Origin of the sequence: Bacillus sp. FJAT-27245 (assembly GCF_001273955.1) — a bacterium.
Classification (GTDB): Bacteria; Bacillota; Bacilli; order Bacillales; family Cytobacillaceae; genus Bacillus_D.
In genome coordinates this window covers 308,931-334,460 of record NZ_LIGI01000001.1, presented here as the reverse complement: position 1 = coordinate 334,460, position 25,530 = coordinate 308,931, and the positions used below count along the sequence as shown (strand labels likewise).

General features: G+C 45.0%; 20 protein-coding genes. 5 read left to right on the top strand and 15 right to left on the bottom strand.

All coding sequences use genetic code 11. From position 1 onward, the window contains the following. Positions 1-111 precede the first annotated feature (111 nt). The 10 genes from ADU24_RS01575 to ADU24_RS01535 form a co-directional block, all read right to left on the bottom strand. Positions 112-1,185: an ABC transporter substrate-binding protein gene (locus ADU24_RS01575; RefSeq protein WP_053364992.1), complete on the bottom strand. Its 1,074-nt coding sequence runs from the start codon at positions 1,183-1,185 to the stop codon at positions 112-114. Further along, positions 1,182-1,985: an ABC transporter permease gene (locus tag ADU24_RS01570; RefSeq protein WP_053364991.1), complete on the bottom strand. Its 804-nt coding sequence runs from the start codon at positions 1,983-1,985 to the stop codon at positions 1,182-1,184. Before ADU24_RS01570 ends, ADU24_RS01575 begins: the two co-directional genes overlap by 4 nt. Next, entirely contained in the window at positions 1,978-2,790 is an 813-nt protein-coding gene (locus ADU24_RS01565; RefSeq protein WP_053364990.1) for an ABC transporter permease, read from the bottom strand. Before ADU24_RS01565 ends, ADU24_RS01570 begins: the two co-directional genes overlap by 8 nt. Beyond that, positions 2,787-3,890, bottom strand: coding sequence for an ABC transporter ATP-binding protein (locus ADU24_RS01560; protein ID WP_053364989.1), 1,104 nt, complete (start codon positions 3,888-3,890; stop codon positions 2,787-2,789). The genes ADU24_RS01565 and ADU24_RS01560 overlap by 4 nt, the downstream gene beginning before the upstream one ends. A gap of 259 nt (positions 3,891-4,149) precedes the next feature. Then, positions 4,150-4,767, bottom strand: coding sequence for a LysE/ArgO family amino acid transporter (locus ADU24_RS01555; protein WP_053364988.1), 618 nt, complete (start codon positions 4,765-4,767; stop codon positions 4,150-4,152). A gap of 483 nt (positions 4,768-5,250) precedes the next feature. Continuing rightward, positions 5,251-6,711 carry a protein adenylyltransferase SelO gene (locus ADU24_RS01550; protein ID WP_231689543.1) on the bottom strand — a complete coding sequence of 487 codons (1,461 nt, stop codon included), beginning with the start codon at positions 6,709-6,711 and terminating at the stop codon, positions 5,251-5,253. 115 nt (positions 6,712-6,826) lie between these two features. After that, positions 6,827-6,979, bottom strand: coding sequence for a hypothetical protein (locus ADU24_RS22860; RefSeq protein WP_156324485.1), 153 nt, complete (start codon positions 6,977-6,979; stop codon positions 6,827-6,829). Positions 6,980-7,152: 173 nt separating this feature from the next. Then, on the bottom strand, positions 7,153-8,418 hold the full coding sequence (locus tag ADU24_RS01545; RefSeq protein WP_053364986.1) for an exo-beta-N-acetylmuramidase NamZ family protein: 1,266 nt from the start codon (positions 8,416-8,418) through the stop codon (positions 7,153-7,155). A gap of 41 nt (positions 8,419-8,459) precedes the next feature. Beyond that, a complete protein-coding gene (locus ADU24_RS01540; RefSeq protein ID WP_053364985.1) occupies positions 8,460-10,151 on the bottom strand; it encodes a serine hydrolase domain-containing protein in 1,692 nt (563 codons plus the stop codon). A gap of 389 nt (positions 10,152-10,540) precedes the next feature. Next, the gene (locus tag ADU24_RS01535; protein WP_053364984.1) at positions 10,541-11,518 is read right to left on the bottom strand and encodes an aromatic ring-hydroxylating oxygenase subunit alpha; all 978 of its coding nucleotides are present in this window, start codon (positions 11,516-11,518) and stop codon (positions 10,541-10,543) included. Positions 11,519-11,844: 326 nt separating this feature from the next. Between ADU24_RS01535 and ADU24_RS01530 the strand changes: the two genes are divergently transcribed. Continuing rightward, entirely contained in the window at positions 11,845-13,188 is a 1,344-nt protein-coding gene (locus ADU24_RS01530) for a uracil-xanthine permease family protein (protein WP_053364983.1), read from the top strand. Between the two features lie 357 nt (positions 13,189-13,545). Here the strand turns inward: ADU24_RS01530 and ADU24_RS01525 are convergent, their stop codons facing one another. Continuing rightward, positions 13,546-14,595 carry an LLM class flavin-dependent oxidoreductase gene (locus ADU24_RS01525; protein WP_053364982.1) on the bottom strand — a complete coding sequence of 350 codons (1,050 nt, stop codon included), beginning with the start codon at positions 14,593-14,595 and terminating at the stop codon, positions 13,546-13,548. A gap of 89 nt (positions 14,596-14,684) precedes the next feature. Next, the gene (locus ADU24_RS01520) at positions 14,685-15,281 is read right to left on the bottom strand and encodes a DedA family protein (protein WP_053364981.1); all 597 of its coding nucleotides are present in this window, start codon (positions 15,279-15,281) and stop codon (positions 14,685-14,687) included. A gap of 207 nt (positions 15,282-15,488) precedes the next feature. Between ADU24_RS01520 and ADU24_RS01515 the strand changes: the two genes are divergently transcribed. Continuing rightward, positions 15,489-16,067: a uracil-DNA glycosylase gene (locus ADU24_RS01515; protein WP_053364980.1), complete on the top strand. Its 579-nt coding sequence runs from the start codon at positions 15,489-15,491 to the stop codon at positions 16,065-16,067. A gap of 250 nt (positions 16,068-16,317) precedes the next feature. Then, positions 16,318-18,132: a dihydroorotate dehydrogenase gene (locus ADU24_RS01510; protein ID WP_053364979.1), complete on the top strand. Its 1,815-nt coding sequence runs from the start codon at positions 16,318-16,320 to the stop codon at positions 18,130-18,132. Positions 18,133-18,180: 48 nt separating this feature from the next. Here the strand turns inward: ADU24_RS01510 and pruA are convergent, their stop codons facing one another. Beyond that, positions 18,181-19,812, bottom strand: a complete 1,632-nt coding sequence (gene pruA / locus ADU24_RS01505; RefSeq protein ID WP_053364978.1) for an L-glutamate gamma-semialdehyde dehydrogenase — start codon at positions 19,810-19,812, stop codon at positions 18,181-18,183. 382 nt (positions 19,813-20,194) lie between these two features. Next, positions 20,195-21,193 (bottom strand): DMT family transporter, encoded by a 999-nt coding sequence (locus ADU24_RS01500; RefSeq protein ID WP_053364977.1) that lies wholly within the window; start codon positions 21,191-21,193, stop codon positions 20,195-20,197. 966 nt (positions 21,194-22,159) lie between these two features. Between ADU24_RS01500 and ADU24_RS01495 the strand changes: the two genes are divergently transcribed. Together ADU24_RS01495 and ADU24_RS01490 are read left to right on the top strand one after the other, a co-directional pair. Beyond that, entirely contained in the window at positions 22,160-22,663 is a 504-nt protein-coding gene (locus tag ADU24_RS01495; RefSeq protein WP_053364976.1) for a hypothetical protein, read from the top strand. A 26-nt stretch (positions 22,664-22,689) separates the two neighbouring features. Continuing rightward, a complete protein-coding gene (locus tag ADU24_RS01490) occupies positions 22,690-23,199 on the top strand; it encodes a hypothetical protein (protein ID WP_053364975.1) in 510 nt (169 codons plus the stop codon). Positions 23,200-23,364: 165 nt separating this feature from the next. On the opposite strand, the gene ADU24_RS01485 is transcribed toward ADU24_RS01490, so the two are convergent. Beyond that, positions 23,365-25,431, bottom strand: coding sequence for a DUF4179 domain-containing protein (locus ADU24_RS01485; protein ID WP_231689542.1), 2,067 nt, complete (start codon positions 25,429-25,431; stop codon positions 23,365-23,367). Positions 25,432-25,530 lie beyond the last annotated feature (99 nt).

Sequence of the window (25,530 nt, the reverse complement as noted above, 5' to 3'; positions counted from 1 at the left end):
TAAAAATGGAACCGTATTTTTGAATTTACTCCCGTGGAACACTGTGAAGCAAGATTTAAATTGTTCGTATTTCCTAAACAGGAAAAGGCACCGGATTAGGGTGCCTTCAATCTATTTCCTGTGCATTTTGAATTCAAGGAACAGCTGGTTGTAATAAGCAAGGTTACGCTGCCCGAGGTTTTCATATACCTCAAGCTTTTTCGTCAGTTCTTCAGGTGGATAGAAGCGTTCGTCGGATGTCATTTCCTCCGGCATAAACTGAAGGGCTTCCTTGTTAGGGGTCGAATAGCAGACCCACTCTGTATTTTGGGCGGCGATTTTCGGATCAAGCATAAAGTTAATAAACTTATGGGCCGCTTCCGTGTTTTTCGCTGTTTTGGGAATGACCATATTATCGAACCAGAGGTTTGAACCTTCACTCGGTACGACATAATCAAGGTCCTCGTTTTCACCCATAATGTCCGCGGCGTCTCCCGACCAAACAAGTCCGATTGACGCTTCTTCATTCGCGAGCAGCATCTTGATTTCGTCGCCGACAATAGCCTTAATATTTGGCGTCAATTCATCCAGCTTTGCCTTTGCCTGGCGGAGGTGCTTTTTATTTGTATCATTCAGCGAGTAGCCAAGGCTGTTCAATCCCATGCCAATCACTTCACGTGCGCCATCAACAAGGAGAATTTCATTTTTCAAATCCGGGTCCCAAAGGTCGTTCCAGCTCGTAATTTCTTTGCCTCCGAGCAATTGTGGATTATAGACAATCCCAACCGTCCCCCAAAAATAAGGAACGGAATACTTGTTTTCTGGATCGAATGCCAAATCCATGAAGCGCTGGTCGATATTTTTCAAATTCGGCAGTTTCGAATGATCGAGAGGAATCAGCAAATCCTCCTCGCGCATCTTATCAATCATGTATTCAGATGGAACGGCTATATCATAGGCTGTGCCGCCCTGCTTGATCTTTGTCATCATCGCTTCATTTGAATCGAATGTTTCGTAAACAACGCTGATGCCCGTTTCTTTTTCAAAACGTTTAATTAAATCAGGGTCAATGTAATCTCCCCAGTTGTAAATCGTCAATGTGTTGCCGCCTGAATACCCTTTTGTTGCATTCAGTTTTGAAATAATCCCGAGCAAAAGGGCCGAAGCGAGTACGATGGAAATAAATAAACGCATTAGCTGCTTCATTTACGCACCCCCATTCCAGCCGGCTTTTGGCGTTGTGTAATAAAGTAGTAGACCACGACAAGAATGACCGTAAACAGGAACAGAAGCGTCGACAAGGCGTTTATATTCAAGGAAACACCCCGGCGCGCCAATGAGTAAATTTCAACCGAGAGCGTACTGAACCCATTCCCTGTTACAAAGAACGTAACCGCGAAATCATCAAGCGAATAGGTGAGGGCCATGAAGAACCCGGCCAAGATTCCAGGCGACAAATACGGCAAAATTACCTTTGTCAACACATCCCAGCTGTTTGCGCCAAGGTCCCTCGCGACATCGACCAAAGTCGGGCTCATCTCTGTCAATTTCGGGAGCACCATCAGGACGACAATCGGCACGCTGAACGCAATATGGGATAGCAATACCGAGTAAAATCCAAGTTTATACCCGGAGACGGTAAATAAAATCAGGAACGATGCCCCGATGATGACGTCCGGACTCACTATCAGCACATTATTGAGCGACAATATTGCGTTTTTCGTCGACCGCTTCCTCATCGAGTGGATTCCGAGCGCACCTACAACACCGATAATCGTGGCAATAAGAGCCGAAAGCAGGGCCACAACAAGTGTATTCAGGACAATGATCAACAGGCGGGTATCACTGAATAATTCCTTATACCAATCCAGGGTAAAGCTTTCAAAGCCAAACATCTTCCCCCCGCTGTTAAAAGAATAAAAGATCAGGAAGAAGATAGGTGAATACAAAATAAAGAAAATCAGGACCAAAAACAGCCTGGAGAGTGGGGATAATCTTTTATCCACGTGAAACACCCCGCTTTCTGATGCCCGTCATGGCCATAATGGCAAACATCGCAATAATTAAAAACACCGCAATTGTCGAACCCATGCCCCAGTCCTGGGTGACAAGGAAGTTCTGTTCAATTGCTGTCCCAAGCGTAATCACCCTGTTGCCGGCAATCAATCTCGTCAGCATGAACAGTGACAAGGCTGGAATGAAGACAACCTGGCAGCCCGATTTTACCCCTTCAATCGTAAGCGGGAAAATAACACGGCTGAAGGTTGTCCACCTGGATGCGCCAAGGTCGTTGGCGGCATCTATGAGCGCCGGGTTCAATTCATTGAGCGAGTTGAAAATTGGCAAAATCATAAACGGGATAAAAATATAGACCGAAACAAAAATAAAGCTGAAATCGGTAAACAGGATTTGCTTCGTCCCAATCCCAATCGCCTCAAGGAATTGGTTCGCCGCCCCGTACGTCCCGAATATTCCCAGGAACGCGTAAGCCTTAAGCAGCAAATTAATCCATGACGGAACAATGATAAGCAAAAGCCACAGCTGCTTGTGCCTTGTTCTTGTCAGCAGCATCGCCGTTGGATAGGCGACAAGCAAGGAAAACAGCGTAATTAGGAACGCATACCAAAAAGAGCTGAGTACCATCTTCAAATAAACAGGCGTAAAGAATTTTTGATAATTCTCCAGCGAAAAATGGCCGTCAATATTCAAGAAAGAATAATAGACTACCAATAAAATAGGCACAATAACAAAGAAAACCATCCAGAGCGTATAGGGAATCATGTATAACTGGCGGGTAAGGTTCCGGTTCATTCGCCGTCTCCGTCCTTATAGGCCTCTAACCGCCGGTCAAACTCTTCTTCCGTTTCACCCAGACGCATAACATGTATTGCTTCCGGCTCAAAATACAGGCCGATCTGGTCACCCACGGCCGCTTTTTTCGTTGAATGGACAAGCCATTCGTTCCCCGCCTTGTCATAGCAGCTCAGTTCGTAATGGACCCCGCGGAAAAGCTGGGAATCGACCTGCACCTGCAGTTTCCCCTTTTCCAATGAAGTGATTTCCAAATCCTCCGGGCGGATGACAATTTCAACCGGCTCATTCGGATTCAACCCCTGGTCGACGCACTCGAACTGCTTGCCCGTAAACTGAACAAGATAATCGCGGACCATTGTCCCATCAACAATATTCGATTCCCCAATGAAGTCGGCTACGAACCGGTTGATCGGCTCGTCATAAATATCGGTTGGGCTGCCGCTTTGCTGAATCTTTCCTTCATTGATGACAAAAATCTCGTCAGACATCGCAAGCGCTTCTTCCTGGTCATGCGTGACGAAAATGAACGTGATACCAAGCCTTCGCTGAAGCTCGCGCAATTCATATTGCATCTCTGTACGCAGCTTTAGGTCCAGCGCGGATAGCGGCTCATCAAGCAGGATGACCTCCGGCTCGTTTACGATTGCCCTGGCGATTGCGACACGCTGGCGCTGGCCGCCCGACATTTCTGTAATTTCCCTATTTTCATAGCCAACAAGGTTTACAAACTGAAGTGCTTCTTTTACCTTCGCTTTAATTTCGGCTTCCTTCATTTTCTTGATCCGGAGTCCAAACGCGACATTTTCAAACACATTCAAATGAGGGAACAGCGCATAATCCTGAAAAACGGTGTTCACCTGGCGTTTATTCGCAGGGAGGCTGTTAATTCTCCTCCCGGTAAAATAAATATCACCAGAGGTTGCCTCCGTAAAGCCGGCAATCAGCCTCAAAATGGTCGTCTTTCCGCAACCCGATGGCCCCAGCAGGGTATAAAACTTTCCACGTTCGATTTCAAAGCTTACATTATCCAGTACGGGACGGTCCTGGTCATATTGCTTTGTTACATTGTTAAATTGAATAATGACAGAGCTATTCATTTGTAGCCTCCTTTTCCGGGCATTTTATTGTTTATAAAACAGGATGGATTCTTTATTTCCAACAAATCATGTCGATTTTCGACAAATCTCTACGATACATTCGCAACAATTATACATGAGGGGGGCAAAAATTCAATATTCTTTCTATTTTTTACAAAAATTAGCGAGTTAGCATAAACAGGGAATCGGAAAATTAACGTAAAAAGCCTTCTCCAGAAGGAAAAGGCGAATTGATAAATACTAATGTTAGTCTACTGTTTTAAAAGAAAGAGAGAATTTGATACCCCATATAAAGTGCCATCCCCCAGACAATGAGCGCGGAAACCTGGTTAAGGCGTTTGAGGAAGGTTCCTTTCCGGTCAAACTGCCCAATCCTCCTGCCAGCAACAGCCAACGAAAAAAACCAAATCCAGGATACAGTTATACAAGCAAGAGTGAACAGCCACTTGTCCGATCCAGCATAAACGAGGGAGGCTGTTCCTATGACCCCAATCGTGTCCATAATCGCATGCGGATTAAGCAACGATACAGATGCGGCAAACATGACCTGCCGCTTGGCGGAAAAGGATGCCTGCTGATCGTTCCTGACTCCCTCGCCAGTGGATTTCCAAATTGACCAGCCCATGTAGGCGAGGAACAAAAACCCTACTATAAAAAGCAAGTTTCGAATCCACTCGAAATTGAAGACAATTACCGATACACCCGCAACCGCCAAGGAAATTAATAATGTGTCACATATTCCTGCCGTTAAAATTACCGGAACGGCCCCCGAGAACTTTTTATGGGTTGCCCCCTGATTAAAGACAAATACGTTCTGTACCCCCAACGGCAAAATCAACCCAAAGGCCAATACAATCCCATGAACCAGCGCTTCCATCCAATCCCCCCAGCCCTTACATTCAAAAAAAGCATTTCTTTGACTATATATTCTGTAAATCTATCCTACCATGTGAAAAAAGGCAACTAGCTATCTGCCATGTTCAAAATCCATTTAATTGGAAGGCTGGTTTTTCATCCATATAATAAGAAAAAAACAAAAGAGGGGAACGGCATGGGGAAACGGAAGAAATGGTGGGCGCTGGGCTTGTACATGTTTAGCTGGCGTGTCCGCTTTTATTATTTTTTGTCACTGTTTTTCATGATTATTGGAATGAATGCTGGTTTTAGAGCCTTTACATCCCATACTGAAAAAAGTACTTATTTGTATTGGACACTTGCTGTTCTGGCGCGTTCATATATACGACGACCCAATATACCAAAAAGGCAAAGAAGGAATATAAAGATAAAAAGCTCGGTTTTGAAAATCGCTGGAGCTCAACAAAAAGGACGAACAGCCGTTGAARCCGTTCGCCTTTTCCTATTATGTCCCGCAAAAAGTCCTGTAAGGCTGGCCGGTTGGTTCAGGCGGTTTGCAGTACTCTTCCTGCCCTGGGGAGTGGGCGTATGGTTCCGACAACGCTGCCAGCAGCTTTTCCATAACGCTGTAATCCCCTTTCTTTACCGCCGCATCGAGCGCCTCTTCCACCCGATGGTTCCGCGGGATGACGGCTGGATTGCTTCTCCTCATCAACTCACGGGAATCTTCCTTTAAATCCTTTTGCCTGCCAAGGCGCTCCTGCCAGCGCGAATGCCATTTTGCAAACTCATCTTTTCCATAAAAGACGAGGTCCTCCAGTCTATCAAACGTTAAAGCGCGGAACGTATTTGTATAATCAGCACGGTATTTTTCCATTAAATTGAGAAGATCGCCTACGAGTGTTTCATCCCCCGTCTCCTCATTCGTCAACCCGAGCTTTTCCCTCATTCCGTCCAGCCAATACTTTTGAAACTGCTTCGGAAAACCAGAGATGGCCTCATTGGCAATTTTAAGAGCCTCCTCCTCGTCATCATGTAGAAGCGGCAATAGCGTTTCGGCAAAACGGGCGAGGTTCCATGCCCCGATATACGGCTGGTTGCCATAAGCGTAACGGCCCTCCCTGTCGATAGAGCTGAATACGGTCGCCGGGTCGTACGTATCCATGAAGGCGCATGGCCCATAATCAATCGTTTCGCCGCTAATCGTCATATTGTCGGTATTCATGACTCCGTGGATAAAGCCAACCAGCTGCCACTTGGAAATCAGCCGGGCCTGGCGCTTTATGACTTCCTTAAGGAGCGACAAATACTTATTCTCTCCTGACTCAATCTCCGGATAATGCCGCTCAATCGTATAGTCGGCAAGAGCCCGAAGATCATCAATTTCGCCCCTCCCGGCTGCAAATTGGAATGTCCCGACTCGGATATGGCTTGCAGCCACACGGGTGAGGATTGCGCCGGGCAGCTCAGTTTCGCGGTAAACAGGTTCACCCGTTTCTACAACCGCCAGGCTCCGGGTAGTCGGGATCCCAAGCGCATGCATCGCTTCACTGATGATGTATTCCCTGAGCATCGGGCCAAGTGCCGCGCGTCCGTCGCCCCCACGCGAATAAGGCGTCCTGCCTGGCCCCTTCAGTTGAATATCAACCCTTCTTCCATCTGGGCTGATGTGTTCTCCAAGTAGGATAGCCCTCCCGTCCCCGAGCATTGCAAAGTGGCCGAACTGATGGCCGGCGTAGGCCTGGGCCAATGGCGCAGCGCCTTCGGGTACCCTGTTGCCAGCCAAAGCCGCAACGCCATCCTCCGCAGACAACGCCTCCGCATCAAGCCCAAGCTCTTTCGCGAACGGCCTATTCAGCACTGCCAATTTTGGAGCCCTGACCGGATCCGGATCCAGCATCGTATAAAATGGCTTCGGAAGCCTACTATAACTGTTGATAAAATTCCAGCCTATTTTGTTAGCCATGAAATCCCCTTTCCTCATTGCCTTATTTCATTGGTCAGTTGATTCATTATACCCTTTCTTTTATGAATAGACGCCTATTTGCGTTCCATGTTGGCAGCCTATTTCTCCGACCAGGTTAATTTAAATCGGACGAGTCGTCATAATCATAGCGAAAGCCGTCCTGCTGGGCATTTTCGTCCTTTTCATTTGTAAAACGATACCCGACGTGGATCATGCCAGCCTTCGATTTATCCGGCTTCCTGTTCTCCTGCTTAATGTCCTTTTCCATTTCTGCGCCTCCTTCATGTTTTCTTTTTACTATCCCAAGAAACGGCTTTTGCTATGCGGAAGTTACTTAGCTCCGGAATCAATCCGGAAACGATTGTCAACGATGCGGCAAACACAGCTTATAATGGGCGAAAAAAACCGCCGCCCCAGCCGGAACGGCGATTCTACCAAAAATCAATACATCAAATACTTCTCCCTAACCTGCTTGAATTCCTCTAGCCCGCCTTCCCACTGAGCCTTCATTTCTTCAACAGATTTCCCGTTTTCAATCGCTTCCCTTACCCAGCCGTTTCCGATCAACAAATCGAAGAATGAGATGCCTTTGCTGTCCGGAGCCCGGAACTGGAAGTCATTTGGATACGAATCATGGATTGTTTTCACAATATGGAGTCCTGTTTCGACCGGTTTGAACGAGTTCCGGTCCGTGATATGGATTTGGATCCCGTGGGAGAGAATCCCGGAATGTTTCGAGAATGTCGGAATGAACGATGCGGCCCTGAATTTTACCCCCGGCAGCTTCAATGTGTTCAATTGTGCAGCCAGGTCATCCGCGTTAATAAACGGCGCTCCAATCAGCTCGAACGGTTTTGTCGTCCCCCGCCCTTCCGATACATTTGTCCCTTCAATCAAGGCCGCTCCCGGGTAAACCAATGCCGTTTCCAATGTCGGCATGTTCGGGGATGGCATCACAAATTCAAGCGGCGTATCATCGAAGTACATGTTGCGCTTCCAGCCGTTCATTTCAACGACCGTCAAATCCGCCCCGATATTGAATTCCTTATTAAAAAGCATCGCAAGCTCGCCAACCGTCATCCCATGCCTAAGCGGAATCGGATAGTTCCCGACAAAGGAAGTATACTTCGATGCATCAAGGACTGGCCCCTCAACCTTTATTCCTCCGAGCGGGTTCGGGCGATCAAGGACGATGAACGGAATGTTATTTTCCTTAGCTGCTTCCATTGCATAAGCCATTGTATAGATATACGTATAGAATCTCGTTCCCACATCCTGGATATCAAACAGGAGGACATCGACATCATCGAGCATTTCCGGAATCGGCTTCCTCGTTTTTCCGTACAGGCTGTAAACTGGAAGGTTCGTTTTTTCATCGATATAGTATTCCACATACTGACCGGCCTGGGCGCTTCCCCTGACGCCATGCTCCGGTCCGTACAATGCCGTCAGCTTCACATCCGGGTCATTAAACAGTAAATCAACAATACTGTCCAGGTTTTGGTCGACCCCTGTCGGATTGGTGATCAGGCCGACCCTCTTGCCTTTTATTAAATCCTTATGCTCCTTCAGCAGCACCTCGGCACCAACCATGAATTTCTTATGGTCCTGGCTTTTCCCCTTTCCTTTGTCGTGGTTTGCCAACGCCACGGTTAAGGTAGACAGGATCAGGATTACAGTTGCAACTGCTGTTAGCCATCTTTTCAAAACAATCACCTCTGTTTAAAAATTTCATTCATTACTGCATGCTAGTAGCTTCGTTGTTCCCAGCCTTCACTTTTAAAGCTTGGATCAACTGTATGTCCGCCAGCGTCTTCCAGTTTAATGTTATCGACATACCATCCCCGGCCGTTCACTGTGCTGTCGGTTGCATATCTAAAGCGGACGAATTTTGCGACCTCCGGAAGGCTTGCTTCAACAGCCACCCAGCCATCGCTTTTGCCTGTAAATTTCTTTAGCTTCGTCCAGTTCAATCCGTCCATGGACCATTCAAGATAGCCATAATCCGAATCCTTTTCAATCCTGTGCCAAGTTGAAAAAGAAATACTCGCTGGCTGTTCCACATCAACCGACGCTGTTAACGTACGCTCGCTTCTGTCCCCGTACCCTGCAAACCACGCCTGTCCATCCGGGATTGAAACTGGAATGGCATCCGCAACCTGCCTGGCAAAGGCCCGCCTTGCCGTATTGGTCGTTACGGTATTCCGGGTTGGATGGACCCTATTTGTTAGCAAAATCGCAATGGTGTTATTTTCCCTATTAACAACGATTGAGGTCCCCGTGTAGCCTGTATGGCCAAGCGCGGACTCATCCGCCAGGGCATCCATGAACCAGCCCTGGGCAATCTCCCAGCCGAGGCCATGGTCATTCCCTGGAAATTCGGGAATCTGGTTTTCAACAAGCATCCTGACTGTTTCCGGCCTCAGGATTTGCTTGTCCCCGTAGCGTCCGTCATTCAAATACATATGGGCCAATTTCGCCAGGTCTTCAGCGGTGGAAAATACGCCTGCATGCCCCGCAACACCATCCAAAGACCACGCGTTTTCATCATGCACTTCGCCCCACACTATCCCCCTGTTCGTCCACGGCTGATACTCGGTTGCCGCAATCCTTTCCTTCAGGCTGCCGGGCGGGTTGTACATTGTATCCTTCATTTTCAAAGGGTCTGTAAGATACTCTTTGACAAATTCATCCTGGCGCTTACCTGAAAGCCGTTCAATCAAAACCCCGAGTGTAATCATGTTCAAATCACTGTATGTATACGTGCTGCCGGGTGAATTGCTTAACGGCTGGTTCAACACAAGATTGATTCTTTCTTCACGGCTGTCGCCTGTTGTGTACAGGGGAATCCACGCTGCAAGCCCGGACGTATGGGTCATCAGCTGCCGGATGGTCACATTTCCTTTTTCATTCGCCGCAAATTCAGGGATATAATCCGCAACCCTGTCATCGAGCCCGAAGCGCCCACGGTCATAAAGAACCATTGCCGCTGTTGTCGTAAAAATTTTGCTGATCGAAGCAAGATCGAAAATCGTATCTTCCCGCGTTTTAATTGGGTTTTCATCCTCGGTAAATTGATCATCCTCAAATCTAAAGGCATATCCATAGGCATCATGCTTAACAATATGGCCGCTCCGTGCGACAAGCGTAACCGCACCAGGCATAGCCTGTTCAGATATGAATTGGTTCATAAGTCCATCAATGTTGTCCAATGGCTCTTGGACCATTCCCGCACCTCTAATCGAACCTTTGTGCAGGACAGGTGACAGTGGTCCAGGCTTGTCCCAGGTAAAAATGGGGTGTGCCTTATAGGAACCGGCATTTTCTTCCCCTTGTTCAGTGGATTTGCCTGGGGACTGGTTTCCTAGGGCAGATAAAGGAAGGAGCGCCCCTGTACAGAGAAATGCTGACAGGGCAATTGCCACTGGTTTTTTCCTCATGATTCCTCCTATTCCGAGCTCCTGCTCAAAAAGACGTATGTAAGGGCTTACAACTTACTTATAGCCTATCCAAACATGTTTTGATCTGTCCATCCAGCCTAAGGCCTACAAGAATTGGAAGCCCTTCATTTACGCGACCATTTTACCAGGCAAAAAGAGATGTTTATTTATGAAAAAACAAAAAAACACGGAATCACCGGTAAAGAAAAATGCCCCACTGGATTTCCTATGGGACATTTGCTTTATTTTTTGTTTTTCGCACAAAACCTGTTGGGAAATATTTTTCAGAACCTTTGGACCTCGTTATGATTAATGAGCAAAAGATCCAAGTACCCAATTAGATTGTTTTTTTGTTCCTTATGAGTACCTGGCACCTATTATGATTATAATTAATCCGTCCCCAGTTTGACTCCCATTTTCTTTAAATACTGCCTGTAGGCGATGCTCATCCGGTCGGATTTCAATGATAGCTCTACCTGCAGATCAAGCGGGAGGTCTTCCGGTTTCTGATTCTCGACAATCGGCTTGTCCTGGGCAAAAATCATGTCCTGGAATTCTATGATTTCCTGATCGGTTGTTCCTGTTTCATAGTTGAACGACATGATTCCATAAGCTATGGACCGGCTTTCATCAACTGGGAGGATGGTCAGCAAAATCGTCATCTTGTTGTCAGTTTCCGGATCCCTTTTAGTGAACAGGACCGTCAGCGGGCGGAGGACTTCATACGTATAAAAAACATCCTTTGCCACTCCGGACCCATCCGGATCAGGTTGGAAGATCGCAATCTCATCAGTGTAAATACGGTCCCCTTCTGTGTGCACTTCATAATCGCCAATAACAGGATGCTCCTGTACCCCCAGGTATCCCCCATGTATGAACGCAAGATGGCCGACATCAAGAAAATTCTCCACTACCCTTGGAGGTTTTGCCTGAACCATCTGAGGGCCCCAAAGGATATTTCGATAGCTTTGATCGCCATATTGAGGATAGGAAAACAGTTCAGGATCGTTGTTGTTAAAATTGATCCATACAAATCCATAGGCTTCCCTGCATCCATATTTAATGGCTTTGGCCTTTAATGGAATTGACCTGCCCTCAGGGAGCTGCGGGATTTTTGTACAATCACCATCGGAGTTAAATTCCCAGCCGTGGTAAGGGCAAACGAGATTCCCGTCCTTGACGCAGCCAAGCGACAAAGCGGCGCCTCGGTGAATACAAAGATCCTTAAAGGCATGGATTCCTTCATCATTCCGGAAAAGAACCACTCTCTCCCCCATAATCATGACCTGAAGCGGCTTCTCTTTTACATCCTCTATTTTACACGCAACAATCCAGTCGCTGCGTAAAACGTTATCCTCCACAATCATATGTCCCATCCCTTCATTGGTTCATTTCTGAATAGGTTTATTGTATGGAGGATTTTTTCTTTCGTCAATACAAAATACGAACATTTATATTTTAAAAAACAAAAATATACGTTTTTAAGGGTTTACATCTCTTTAATCCTTATTTATAATTCAACTATATTTCCAATATACCCATAGTAAAAATTTTAAGAAACATAAAAAAATTATGATGACAGCCTTGTATTAGTAAATGACTTACTAAAATTCCAACAAATTGAAACACATGGAATCAATCCTCTATCGTTCTAACAAATTAAAATAAATGAAAAGCAAAGGAGTTTTGTAAAGTGAACCAAAATGGGCAAAACACGAACATTGCAGTAGGGATTGATGAAAAAATCAGTTGGAAGAAGGCTTTCTTGCTTGGTATGCAGCATGTCCTCGCAATGGACCTGTATATCGCGCCAATTATTATCGCAGGATTGCTTTCACTCGATTCAATGAACACAACCTTTTTTATTCAAATGTGTTTTCTTGCCGCCGGACTGGCGACATTGATTCAGACAATCGGGGGATTGCGCCTTCCGGTCGTCCAAGGCCCATCCTATGTGCCAATCGGCGCTTTGGCAGCAATTGGCGGGAAGCTTGGAATGGGTGCCGTTTTCGGCAGTCTGCTGCCAGGTGCATTAATCATTGCAGTACTCGGGTATCCATTAAAGTGGTTTGCGAAAGCCGTGCAAAAAATAATTCCTCCTCTTGTCGGCGGAACGGTCATTGTAATCGTAGGCATTTCCTTAATGCCGGCCGCTTTTAACAGCATCTATACTTCGCCCGGCAATGTCGGCCACAATGTTTTGATTGCATTTGTATCCGCCGCGGTTCTCGTCACCTGCATTCTTCTTGGGCGAAAAGCGAAAGGGTATGGGACGTTTTTCCGCCTCGTGTCCGTCATCCTGGCGATTATAGCCGGAACCATCACAGCATCGTTTTTTGGCAATATCGATTTCTCTTCCGTTAAAAATGCAGCCTGGATTTCGTTCCCAAGCTTTTTCCCATTCGGTAAACCAATTTTTGATTTGCAGGCAATCCTGACGATGGTTTTTATTTATATGATTATCCTTATTGAGACAACCGGCACCTGGTTTGTTGTTTCAACGGTTACAGGCAGTGAATTGAATGAAAAGCGATTGAACAGGGCTTCCCTTGGCGAAGGCCTTGGCTGCTTCGTCGGCTCCCTTTTCGGAGGCACGCCAATGACAGGGTATTCCTCCAACGCCGGCATAATTGCCATTACCGGAGTTGCGAGCAGAATGGCGATTATCGCCGCTGGAATTACTCTAGTGGCATTAGGGCTCGTCCCAAAACTATCGGCGGTCATCACATGTGTTCCCCAGCCTGTTATCCAGGGAATATTCGGGGTCGTGTGTGTAGCCATTGTCATGAATGGGCTCAAAGTCATCCAGCATGTCGAAATTGATGACCGGAATATGATTGTCATCGGGGTACCAATCCTTCTAACGGTCGGCACCATGGTCCTTCCAAAAGAAATCCTGTACAGTGTGCCGGACTTTGCAAATTACATCCTGTCCTCCGGTACAGCCGTTGGCGCCATCGCGGTGCTCATTCTTAATCTCGTTGTCCCGCATGAGCGAAAAACAGCCGCTCCAGCCGAGGCAAAAATAGTATCCTAGGTATTTGAACATGAAAAATCACCCCTGCTCCGCCGCTTTTAGCTGGAGCAGGGGTGATTTTTTTATAATGACAGATTTAAGAGTGATTTATCATTGAACACTTCCTTAGAGCCTTTCTATCGACCGATTTAGCCGTTCATTTTAAGTGGATCGGTCTTTAGAGCCTTTCTATTGACAGGTTTACCCGTTCATCCTTTTCGAATCGGTCTTTAGGACACTTCTATTGACCGATTGACCCATTCATTTTCATCGAATCGGTCTTTAGGACACTCCTATTGACCGGTTTACCCGTTCATTTTCAGCGAATTGGTCTTTAGATTCCAAAAAGGGAACCTGTCACTTTTACCCATTGAAAAATTAGTGCGAAGCTTCCCAGCGGGCGACTTCTTCCCTGACCCGCGGCGCCACTTCAGTACCAAACAGTTCAATCGCTCTCATGACATCTTCATGCGGCATTGACCCAAGCGGGCAATGAAGCATGAACCGGGTTATCCCGACATTTTTTCGTAAAAAGATAATCTTTTCCGCGACTGTAGCCGGGTCCCCGACATAAAGAGCTCCTTCCAGAGTCCGCGCAGAGTCGAATGCCCTCCGGGAGTATGGCCCCCAGCCGCGCTCCCGCCCCAGCTTGTTCATAACCCGCTCGGTTGACGGGAAAAACTTATCCGCCGCCGAATCGGTATCCTCCGCCACAAAGCCGTGGGAATGGGACGCCACTTTTAGCGTTGAAAGGTCATGTCCCGCATGCTCGGCAGCTTTCCAGTATAGCTGTACTAAAGGAGCAAAGTGAAGCGGGCTTCCCCCGATAATGGCAAGGACAAGTGGCAATCCGAGCAAACCGGCGCGGACGACGGATTCCTGATTGCCTCCGCTTCCAATCCAGATCGGCAATGGATCCTGGACCGGACGGGGATAAATCCCGATATTTTGAATCGCTGGCCTGTGCTTCCCGCTCCAGGTCACTTTCTCGGACTTTTGCAGCGCCAACAGCAAGTCCAGCTTCTCCTCAAACAACTCATCATAATCCTTCAAATCATAGCCAAAGAGCGGAAACGACTCGATGAACGACCCTCTTCCCGCCATGATTTCCGCCCGGCCGTTCGAGAGGCCATCGAGCGTTGCAAAGTCCTGGAAAACCCGCACTGGGTCATCCGATGAAAGCACAGTAACCGCGCTTGTGAGCCGTATTCTCTTTGTCTGAGTCGCTGCAGCCGCCAGCAAAACTGCCGGTGATGAAGCGGCGAAATCCTCCCGGTGATGCTCTCCCACCCCGAAAACATCAAGCCCCACCTGATCGGCAAGGATAATTTCCTCAACCACTTCGCTCAGCCGTTCGGCATGGCTGATCACTTTGCCAGTTTGCGGATCCGGTGTTGTTTCTACAAACGTACTTATGCCCAATTCCAATTCCATTTCCTCCTTCACCAACCGCCCAAATGCATAGCAGATATCTTTCATTGTACCTTTTTTTAAAAGTCAGTCGTAAATATCTGCTCTCAATTCTGCCTATTGCGCTTTTTATTCCATAAGATATAGAAAACAACCGCCAAGAGCAGCAAGCCAATCAAATAGAAACTGTACTTAGTGCCATACAGCTTTACTTTATCCCAATCCTTCCCCAGCACTTTTCCAAGGGTGATAAAGGCAAAAATCCAAATAAAAGCCCCGCTGTATGCAAAAATAACAAATCTTTTGAAAGGATATTTATTGATGGCTGCAATATACGCGGAGAGATGGCGGATACCTGGTATAAAAAAACCTACAACCAGGATGGCAGGGCCAATTTTTTCAAATAACTTCTTTGTATTATTAATTTTTTGCTCGGTAATATGGACTTTGGGGCCAAACTTGTGTAAAAGCGGCAGCCCCAATTTATACCCAATGAAGTAGCTTAAGCTAATTCCGCCTGCAGCACCAACAAAGGCGCTGGCCAATGAGGGAAAATAGGAAAGCTTCTCCCGGAAAATCGAAAAACCTACATATGTCAAAAGGACCTCATCGGGAATGGGCAGGCCCACAATCCCACCTACCAGCACGATGATGATCCCGATATAGCCAAAATGACCAATAATATAATTCAAGTGCTGTTCCATTGCGCATCCCACCAAAAAGAGTGTACAACCATTCATTTACCCGTTTTCCATGTTTGTAAAAGGAAAGCAATATTATTCTTTGGCCGATTAGTTTATTTATTCAAATGGCTTGTTCAAGGGCATCAGTGTCTTGGGGATTTTTATGGGTTAGGACTTTCACAATAAAGTGGGCATAATGTAAAAAATTGAGTTAGAGGAGGCTATCGTTTGAGTGATTTTTGCCCTTCATTATGGCCGGAAGAACCAACCCCAGAAAGTTTGAAGAACTGCAGTGAATGTGGCCTCAATGAGCATGGGTCGAGAATGGTTTGGGGTGAAGGGAATCCGAATTCGCCAATTCTCGTCTTGCTGGACAATCCCGGTGCACGGGAGGATAGAGAAGAAAAGCCTTTTATTTGCGGGACAAGGCAAACGCTTCAGCAAGCTGCCTATCAAGCGGGCTTAACATCCGACGACTTGTACGTCACCTATGTTTTAAAAAGAAAGCCTGTCCGAGCCTATAATAAGGAGCGTACCCGGCAAATCTGCCTTGGCCACCTTAAGCAGCAACTCGAGACAAAGCGGCCACAACTCATCATCTGCCTCGGCAATATTGCGGTTCAATCCTTCTTTCAAAAAACAGAAGCAGACGTAAAATCATTGAGGGGACAAATCCATGAAGTCCATGGTTATAAAACAATTGTTGCCTATCATCCACTGGCTGTTAGGCGCCGCCCCAACCTATTACCTCTATTTTTTGAGGATTGGAAGCTGGCCGCGAATCATTTTTTAAAAAAGGACCTGTAAGTTAAACTTCCTTATAAAAAATTTCCCAGAAAGCTGACAGCCTGAATAATCAGTTCTAGCAGCTTCCAGGGATTCACGGCACTACACGAAAAGGCGAATTAAAACATTCGCCTTTAATGGATATCTATTATCCTCTCTTTTCGCAATCAAAAAAATAACCATTCTTAATCCCAAAACAACTGCCAATTGCCCCCCCTGAGATTAATCTAATATGATACGATATTTAAAGAGAAACAGAGGGGGAGTAGCCATGCCGGATTGGTCATATCATACAATATTCAAGCCGATTCTCATGAAGTTGCCGCCTGCCTTTAGCCGCGGGTTTATTCACCGTGGAATGAGCATGATATCATCCACGCCAATCGGGGAAGCATTAATTGAATTCCTTGGCCATATGGCGCCCCCAAAAGAACTTGAGAAGAATCTTTTCAATGTTCATTTCACCGCCCCAGTAGGACTCAGCGGGAGGTTGGATTCCGGGTTATCAGGATTAAAGGCCTTTCAAAACCTTGGATTTGGCTTCATCGAAATCGGCCCCGTTTCACTCAGCGGCTCACCACAGAGGGAAATACTGCGGATTGACCACGAAAGGGAACGAATAGAGGGACTTACTGGCCGGACCCAAAAGCTAGAAACAGTAAAAAAGGAACTCGAATCTTTGAAAAAGAAGAAAGTACCTTTTCTGATACGGGTTGAAGGAACATTAAATGAAATAAATCAAATTTGCGATACCCTACTTCCTTTTGGTGATGCATTCATTCTAACTAGCACTCTTTTCGAATCAGCTGCTCAATTTCGCCATTTTAGGGACAGGACAGGCAAACCCATCATCCTGGATTGCACAGCAGAACTTGGAACAACGATCGAACGGATTCGAACCTTTCATCCAAACGGAATCCTTCTTGAAGGGACTTCTTCTGAAATGCTTCGCCATGGACTGAAAAGTTTAAGAAACTTACTTGGTGAGGACGTGCCGCTAATCACCTCAGGCGGAGTAAAGGAACCAGCTGATGCTGTGGCATTATTGGAGAACGGCGCTTCTCTTATCCTTTTGGGGCAGGAATACGTATTCTCCGGGCCGGGACTGCCAAAACGGATAAATGAAGCATACAGCTCTACTTTTCAAAGGCAGCGGGACGTTTTCGGGGGATGGATTTGGTATTGGCTGTTTGGCTTTGCCATTACTGTTGCTGGGTTTATTGCCTTATTTTTCAGCATGAAGGATGTGATTCTCCCTTACGATGAAGCGTTCCTTGGTATATTCAGGGATGATATTCTAAATTTCAATCAGGCGATTTTATTTTTTATGGCGCATGACCGAATGACGCTTTCAGGGACGATGATATCAGGCGGCATCATCTATATGCAGCTGGCGAGGCACGGTATTAGGCACGGGCTGCATTGGGCGAGAAAAGCCGTAAACACCGCCGGGATTATTGGATTTCTTGGGATTTTTCTATTTATCGGATATGGGTATTTTGACTGGCTGCACGGATTGTTTTGGCTTATATTATTGCCTTTTTTCATTACGGGAATTATGAAAACAAGGTCCGCACAGGAAAGCCCAACAAGCATGAATCTTTACAATAGCCGTGCCTGGAAGCTGAGCCTCGTTGGGCAGCTTGCCTTTATCCTATTAGGAGCTTCTTTAACTATTGGCGGAGCCGTCATCTCTTTCATTGGAGCTTCGAGTGTATTTGTCCCGACGGATATAACTTATCTATGCATGTCTCCGGAAATGCTAAATGCGTTCAACGAAAAGTTAATACCCGTGATTGCCCATGACCGCGCCGGTTTCGGAAGCGCGTTATTGAGTGTGGGGCTGCTTGTATTGATGGTTGCCCTATGGGGGATCCGCGAGGGAGAACGTTGGGTTTGGTGGACTTTCTCTATCGGAGCTTTACCGGCATTTTTAGCAGGAATTGTTACTCATTTTATTATCGGGTATACCGATTTCATTCACTTATTACCCGCGTATTTCGCCTTGCTGCTGTACCTTCTTGGTGTCATTTGCACTGCCCCGTATCTATTAAAAAAACAATGGGATAGGCCAATTTTTAAATAAAAAAGCGGTTGAAACAATTCGTTTCAACCGCTTTTCTGCATTCTATTCTTATTCTTCATCCATGAACGGATACGCGATATCCGTTGTTGGTACAAAGTTTTCTTTAATAACACGAGGGCTGGTCCAGCGAATCATGTTGAAGATAGAGCCTGCCTTGTCGTTCGTGCCGGAGCCGCGGGAACCGCCGAATGGCTGCTGGTTAACCATCGCGCCAGTTGGCTTGTCATTGATGTAGAAGTTTCCGGCTGCCTCGGATAGACGGCGCTCCAGGTAAATAATCGCATTGCGGTCCTGAGCGAATATAGCACCCGTCAACGCATAGATCGATGCTGTATTGACTGCATCCAATGTTTCTTCCAATTTTTCATTGTCATAAACATAGATTGTCAGGACTGGTCCGAAAATTTCTTCGACCATTGTCTTGAAGTTCGGATTGGTTGTCACAATGATTGTCGGTTGAATGAAATAGCCGACAGAATCATCATACGTTCCACCCGCGATAATTTCCGCCTCTTCGGAGTTGGCCGCATAGTCGATATAGCTTGTAATGGAGTCAAAAGCAGGCTTATCGATAACAGCGCCCATGAAGTTCCTGAAGTCGCGGACATCGCCAACTTTAAGCTTCGCAGTTTCTTCAAGCATTTTTCCTTTTACTTCTTCCCACATGCTTGCAGGAATGTAAGCGCGGGAAGCGGCCGAACATTTTTGGCCCTGGTATTCAAATGCTCCGCGGACTAGGGCAGCGGCAACTTTATCCGCTTGTGCTGTTTCGTGGGCAAATACAAAGTCCTTACCGCCAGTTTCTCCAATCAGGCGAGGATAGGATTGGTACTTGGAAATATTTTCACCGACTGTTTTCCAAATTGTGTTGAACGTATCTGTTGAACCAGTGAAATGGAACCCAGCCATGCGAGGGTCCGTCAATACAACCTCGGATACCTGAGTACCGCGTGAAGGCACGAAGTTGATTACGCCTTTTGGCAATCCAGCTTCTTCAAGGATGCGCATGAAATAGTAGTTTGCAAGAATGGAAGTTGTTGCCGGCTTCCAAACAACTACGTTCCCCATCATTGCAGGAGCTGCCGGAAGGTTTCCACCGATCGCCGTGAAGTTAAATGGAGAAATCGCCAATACAAAGCCATCCAATGGACGGTAATCCGTACGGTTCCAAATATTCTTCATGCTCTCAGGCTGGATTTGGTAGATCTGGTTCGCACACTCAACGCCAAAACGCAGGAAGTCGATTAATTCTTGCGCAGCATCAATTTCAGATTGGAAAGCTGTTTTGGATTGTCCGAGCATAGTGGCCGCGTTCATGACATCACGGTATGGGCCGGAAATCAAATCAGCTGCTTTTAGGAAAATGGATGCGCGGTGTTCCCAAGGCATGTTTGCCCATTCTTCTTTGGCAGCCATCGCCGCTTCGACTGCATCGCGAAGTTCCTTTTCGCCAGCTTGCGAATAGTTTGCCAAAACATGCTTGTGGTCATGCGGCATAACAACTTGTTTCACTGTATCTGTCTTTACATCTTTTCCATTAATAATTACAGGAATTTCAACGACCTTTTCGGACTGGCGCTTTAATTCCGCTTTTAATGTTTCCCTTTCCTTCGTGCCCGGAGCATACGTATTGCCAGGCTCGTTTTTAACGGTAGGGATTTTAAAAATTCCGTTGCTCATATTCTCACTTTCCTTCCTATTTAGAATACTCTCGCTATTATACAAATATATTTATTTACACCGTCAAAATTATATCATACTTTCGTAATTCTTGCCCTTCCTTTTCTCATAAAAGAACAGGGATTGGTATCCATGCCTGGCATGTATAGCTAACAATCATTAAATGTAAAAAAGGCAGTTCCCACCACGAGGGGTAACTGCCTTTTATTATTGGTTGAGCCACATAACCGTCGGGACTCGTTTATACAATTTTGTATAGGGTTCAAGGTTCTTTACTAAACACATCAAATTCCCCCATGGTTTGCGGAATGCCCATTTTAACCCATACTGTTAAAATCAAACCAAGCTCCACAAACCCGAAAACTTGTGCTGCATTGCATTTCTAGGCCGGATTAACGCCTTCCCCTTCCTTTAACCGGGGATTTTTATCGGCCTTTGGTTCTTTAAGGTTCGCAGACACCAGGACAGAACCGATAAGAACGATTGCCGTACCAATAACAAATTGCAAGCTAACAGGGGTGCCGATTACCAATATTTCAGTTAGGATTGCCCAAAACACATACGTATTATTGAGTGATTGCCCCCTGGCAGCACCGATCAAATCAATCGAAGCGTAATATAAAGAATAATTCAGGGTACCTAATAAACCTGCTATAACGAGCAGCCACACTACATTGGATGACGCAACTTCAAGGGCTATAGGATAACCTTTAATGAACGGGATAATTAATACCCCAAAACTTAATGCTGAAGTCAGCTGCCTTATATTGATTGCATAGAGTGGAACGACATTTTTCCCTCTCATCCCCCATGCACTGATTACCCCTTCAAGTCCCCAGAACAAAGCAGCACCCAGAGAAAATAATATTCCGATGAAAAAGTTGCTATCAACGTCAAATTTTGAAGGCACATATGCCAGAGTTATAACGCCAATGATGCTTACAACTACGCCAAGCCAGGTTCTTCCGACCATTTTTTCCTTCAAGAAAAAGAAAGCCAAAACAGCACCTATACCAGGGAATATGGAAGCAAGACTTGCCGCATACGTCACCCCGGCATGTTGGATACCAAGAAAATAGAAGGTCATGGCCAAGGGCCCGCCGCACAAACCGCCTAAAATCAATATCAAGCCGCTTTTTGTTCTAAACAGCTTTAATACGTTAATAAATTCACCCTTTATAATCATCAGCAAGGAAATCCATATAGCAGAGAAAAAGTCATGCATGAAGGCCGCTATAATAGGAGCAAGTACAATCGCTTCTTTAAAAGGGGTACTTGCTATGATAGCACCAATAATTACGGTATCTACGCCCCAGGCAATTGCTGATGTAGCTCCCAGACCTATACCTTTTCTAGCTTGTTTTTTATTTTTTGCATTCATCAAATCAACCTCTTCTCTAAATAATCATTTCACCGGAAACCGGCTAAATTAAGAATCAGCTTTTGTTCTGATGAATCATTTCCCTCATCATCAATCGGCCGTATGGAGAATGATGAGGATAAGAAAGAGAATGAGGATATCACTTTGCCACGCGCAAACTAGCGTATTCGTACATTCCACTGACCAGCCCTTCTTCAAGCTGCCGGCTGGCAATGTATAGTTAATTTGTCTATCAAGAATAAAGTTTATACCTCTCAAGGCAAAACAAAACAAAGCTCCAATGCTTTCCCGATAGAGAACAGCCCGGGCCTTACCTACATGTATAGGATGGAAAAAAAGGTGTTTATATAAATAAATTGTTGGAGGGAAAATAGAGGTCAAACACCTGATCTAATTGTTGCGGATGGCCCAGCTGCAAAATAATTGCGCTTATATGGTAGGACGTAATTTTTATAAAACCGAGGAAATGGTTTTGCGGTCACGTTAAAAAAGATGGTAGTGTGTAAATTTATGGGGTGGCAAAGGAGTCCATCATAACTACTTTCCATATTCGATTCATGCAGTATAGTAAGAAAAAAATGAACAAAAGCAAGGGGGAGAAGGTTTGATGCAGAACCCTAAAAACAACTATGTTATTTTACATTTTTCTAACTTTTTTGTCAAGTGCTTCAGAAGTGTGGCGCTCTGGCCATTTAAGCAATACTCGCCAATTCGTTAGAAAAAAGCCAGACAATTGTTGGTTTATTTTAATTGATGTTCTACATCATAGTCATATTTTTTTCTTAATAAGCATATGTTTTTCAATGAAACATAGAAGCGCCGGTATACTGGTACATCTTATATGCCATCTACCAAGTGCCACATACAACAGTCTTGCTCCGTTACTTTTGTAAATTGGAGCATTTTTTATTATTATTTGACACTCTTATTTAGGCAAAATCTAAACTTAAAGTGAGGGATGACTAAGTGACTGTTTCCCATTGGGAAAGGGATTCTCATAGAAATCATTATTTAAATGCCATATATTCTGCTTTGGAAAAAGGAATGGCCGCAAAAGAAGTGGCATGCTCCATTACCACGGGATTTCGATCGATTCCCTCAATACGTACTGCACCTGGCCTTAATCCATATCATGCTTCCGTGGCCGATATCGGATATGGGTTCGACGCTGCACAAGGAACTATTCTCCGTCTTCTTGAAGGCGAACGAATTCCTCTTGCAAAAGAGATGCTGGTATTTGACCTTGACACATTAAGGATTAGTGAAAAGCAATTAAGTCCCAATTATGAACTAGCTGTTAGAGAGGCATCTTCAAATGTGTTATACCTGGTCGAGCAAAGCCGATATTTAAATAATCAAATTTCCAATAGAATTAATGAAGCCATCAGACTAGGCCAAGAACTCCTTAGCCCTGACTGGGAAATCATTCGCCAACGGATCCAGAACGTTCAGGCGATCCCGCGGCTTTAAGGGGATTTTACAATGGAGGGAGAAAAATGCCTTATACACAAACATTAGATATGAGCGCAAATGATCAGCATCTATTGCTGGAGTGGTGGAACGCAACAGAATCCGCGAAAGCGGTTGTACGACATTTAGTCTCATTCGTTAGTGAGCTCCGCTTACATCCGGAGTCAAGCCATACAGATGGAATGGTTCTTTTCTATCGGGCAGTCTCTGAAATCTCATACGGCCATGCTGGAATCCGCGGTTGCATCCGTCGGGCTTTTTCCGGAGAATACTCTGATGGCCTACGGAAGAATATGGTCATGTGCCATAGCTTTGCCCACAAATATTCCGTTGATTCAAAAGTGCTGCTTGAACGCGTAACCAGGCAAATTACTGGAGAGAATGCTCTCCAATTAATAAGTCGTATACGTGGGGCGTTAATGAAAAATGATGAAATGTTACTTAAAATATCCCAAAAAGCTCAAGCCTTTTTCGGAAAAGAAGCTCTACAATCTATACAAAATGACGTAAAGCACTCGTCTACTTTACCAATGTAAAAGATTCTAATAGCCGACAACTTTTTCGAGTGAAAAGTTGCGCCAGTAGATTAAGAAACAAGGAAAACCATTTTTACTCTCTGCAGGAGTTGATCGAAACAGAAGCAAACCGTCTCCCATATCTGGAGAGACGGTTTGTATTTAGCCCTGTCCATTTATTAAATATTATTGTACTGATATCTTCACAACATCGTCCAAATACTTTGTTGTATTATAACTATGAATCTTAAGACTTTCAGGAATCTCATTCTCTGTGGCGTTGAGACTGTCAATCATTATGCTTTGAACAGTAAAGAAATATCGGGGCAGTTCGATTTCCTCATATGCGACAGGAGTATTGATATCGTATTTAACCCCGTTTTTATCAACAAGCACTCCTTCAGAATCCGTCATCATTGAATTAATTCTATTCCCATCTGAATCAACAAGATCTAAGTGAAGCGATTCAAATTCCCTATTATCGATCTCATGATTGCTTAGTACAAACTTGGTTTCCTGTCCAACTTGTAGCTTGTCGATAGAGATTGTAGTGCCTGCATATTCAAAGGTTTGTGGGTATTCCTGTGAAGCATTCAGTTTGATGATTTTAGGGTCTTCAATCGTAAAATAAACAGACTTGAATCGAACGTTAACCTCATTTGGCTTTCCTTCAAAAAGCGGCTCAAAGTGCGTTTGATAAACAGACCAATTCATGTCAGAGTTTAAAAAAGTACTCCCATACATCTCTGGATTTATTTTTTTATTGTTCACTTCCAGATTGTCAAAATTCAGAAACTCTATGCGCTTCTCAGGATGTTCTAGATTAATCGCATATTGCAGAATCGTCATTGTCGGAGCAATGGTTAGTTTATCAAATCGAACCGGGATTCCCTCAATCTCTGTTTCTCCATCCAGTGCAACTTCAACAGATRGCTTTTTTGTAATAGGGATCTCAAAGTTCCACTCCCCACTCTCATGTACCATGTTCCCGGAAAAACTATATCCATACGGACCAGCAGAGTCAGGAATTAACTTCTGAAGCTTCGTAATCCTTAGCTTAATTATCGCTTTATCCGTTTTCAGCGGCCGCAGACTCATCTTTCCTTGATACACGTTCTTTTCTTTCGCATTAACATCAGATTTAAGGTCTGGTGGATAGAATCTTGGCTGTGTTACTTGGTTCATGATTTCACGTTCGTTCTTTACAAAGGCCCCTTCAAAATTATCGATTGCATATTGATGATTTCCAGTTGTATCTTCTACTTCATAAAAAACGAGCGTCTGAACATCATCCGCAATCGCACTCTTAATTCTAATTTTCAATCCTTTGCTTTCTGCCTCCAGGTTCAGCATTTCCCCCAGGCCCTGTTGCAGAAAAGGGCGTAACTGCTCATCCTTTTCTGTATATGCATAGTAGAGGTTGGCAACAGTACCTGTAATAACTTCTAAAGCTATTAATAATGCGATAACACTGGCAGCAACAGCTCCCACTCTTATCCGCTTCTTTTTCTTCAGTTTCCTTTGCTTTTCCCTTTCTGTCAGCCTGGCTTTGACGTTCTCCATAAATGTGTGGGGCACATGAAATTCTCCAATTACTTTAGTAAAATCCCTTATGGTTAACATGACGTCCTGAAAGGCAGCCAAATCCTCCTGACAGTTTTGGCAATGGTAAACATGTATCTCGAAATCAACCTTTTTAGGCCGGTCCATCTTTCTTTCGAAGTAATCGATGTAGTTCTTATGATACTCTTTACAGCCATTCCCGCTCAGCCCAAGCCCCAGACCACTTTTGAGTGCCTGTATTCCGGAAAACAAATCCTCTTTCAGCTTTTCCTCTGAAACGTTAAGAAGATATGCTGCGTCCTCCCGGGAGACACCTTTTATATATGTAAGGACCAGCGCTTCCTTCTCATCCCTTTTTAACTGGTCAAGCGCTTTAAATAAATCCTGGCGCGGCTCACCTTCCTCTAAAACTTGTGTCCTTCCATCGGTAGAAAGTTCCCGATAGGTTTTTATAAAAATGGACGTAACCCACGTTTCGAATGATATTTCCTTTTTGAATTTGGACCACTGCTTGTGTATTTTTAGAATGGCTTGGTAAAAAAGTTCTTCCATTTGCTGCTGATCCCTAAGATAGGAGCTACCAAGAATATAAAACGATTGTTTATGCTGATCGAACCAATCAAAGATTGATTCCACGCTTTTTTCTCTTACCGGAGTAATAGAAATCGGCTCTATTTTTGCTGGGATCATTATATGTACTTCCCCCTTAAGCATTCTCTTTTATACTTAATGATATAAGCAGAGGAAGTTATTGGCAACACACTTAAGCAGAGGTTTTATGAACTGCAT

What these genes read in the sequence shown, in the direction of transcription:
- ADU24_RS01575 (WP_053364992.1), bottom strand. Translation starts at nt 1,185, where the DNA reads ATGAAGCAGCTAATGCGTTTATTTATTTCCATCGTACTCGCTTCGGCC.
- ADU24_RS01565 (WP_053364990.1), bottom strand. Translation starts at nt 2,790, where the DNA reads ATGAACCGGAACCTTACCCGCCAGTTATACATGATTCCCTATACGCTC.
- ADU24_RS01560 (WP_053364989.1), bottom strand. Translation starts at nt 3,890, where the DNA reads ATGAATAGCTCTGTCATTATTCAATTTAACAATGTAACAAAGCAATAT.
- ADU24_RS01555 (WP_053364988.1), bottom strand. Translation starts at nt 4,767, where the DNA reads ATGGAAGCGCTGGTTCATGGGATTGTATTGGCCTTTGGGTTGATTTTG.
- ADU24_RS01550 (WP_231689543.1), bottom strand. Translation starts at nt 6,711, where the DNA reads ATGGCTAACAAAATAGGCTGGAATTTTATCAACAGTTATAGTAGGCTT.
- ADU24_RS22860 (WP_156324485.1), bottom strand. Translation starts at nt 6,979, where the DNA reads ATGGAAAAGGACATTAAGCAGGAGAACAGGAAGCCGGATAAATCGAAG.
- ADU24_RS01540 (WP_053364985.1), bottom strand. Translation starts at nt 10,151, where the DNA reads ATGAGGAAAAAACCAGTGGCAATTGCCCTGTCAGCATTTCTCTGTACA.
- ADU24_RS01535 (WP_053364984.1), bottom strand. Translation starts at nt 11,518, where the DNA reads ATGATTGTGGAGGATAACGTTTTACGCAGCGACTGGATTGTTGCGTGT.
- ADU24_RS01520 (WP_053364981.1), bottom strand. Translation starts at nt 15,281, where the DNA reads ATGGAACAGCACTTGAATTATATTATTGGTCATTTTGGCTATATCGGG.
- ADU24_RS01510 (WP_053364979.1), top strand. Translation starts at nt 16,318, where the DNA reads ATGCCGGATTGGTCATATCATACAATATTCAAGCCGATTCTCATGAAG.
- pruA (WP_053364978.1), bottom strand. Translation starts at nt 19,812, where the DNA reads ATGAGCAACGGAATTTTTAAAATCCCTACCGTTAAAAACGAGCCTGGC.
- ADU24_RS01500 (WP_053364977.1), bottom strand. Translation starts at nt 21,193, where the DNA reads ATGAATGCAAAAAATAAAAAACAAGCTAGAAAAGGTATAGGTCTGGGA.
- ADU24_RS01490 (WP_053364975.1), top strand. Translation starts at nt 22,690, where the DNA reads ATGCCTTATACACAAACATTAGATATGAGCGCAAATGATCAGCATCTA.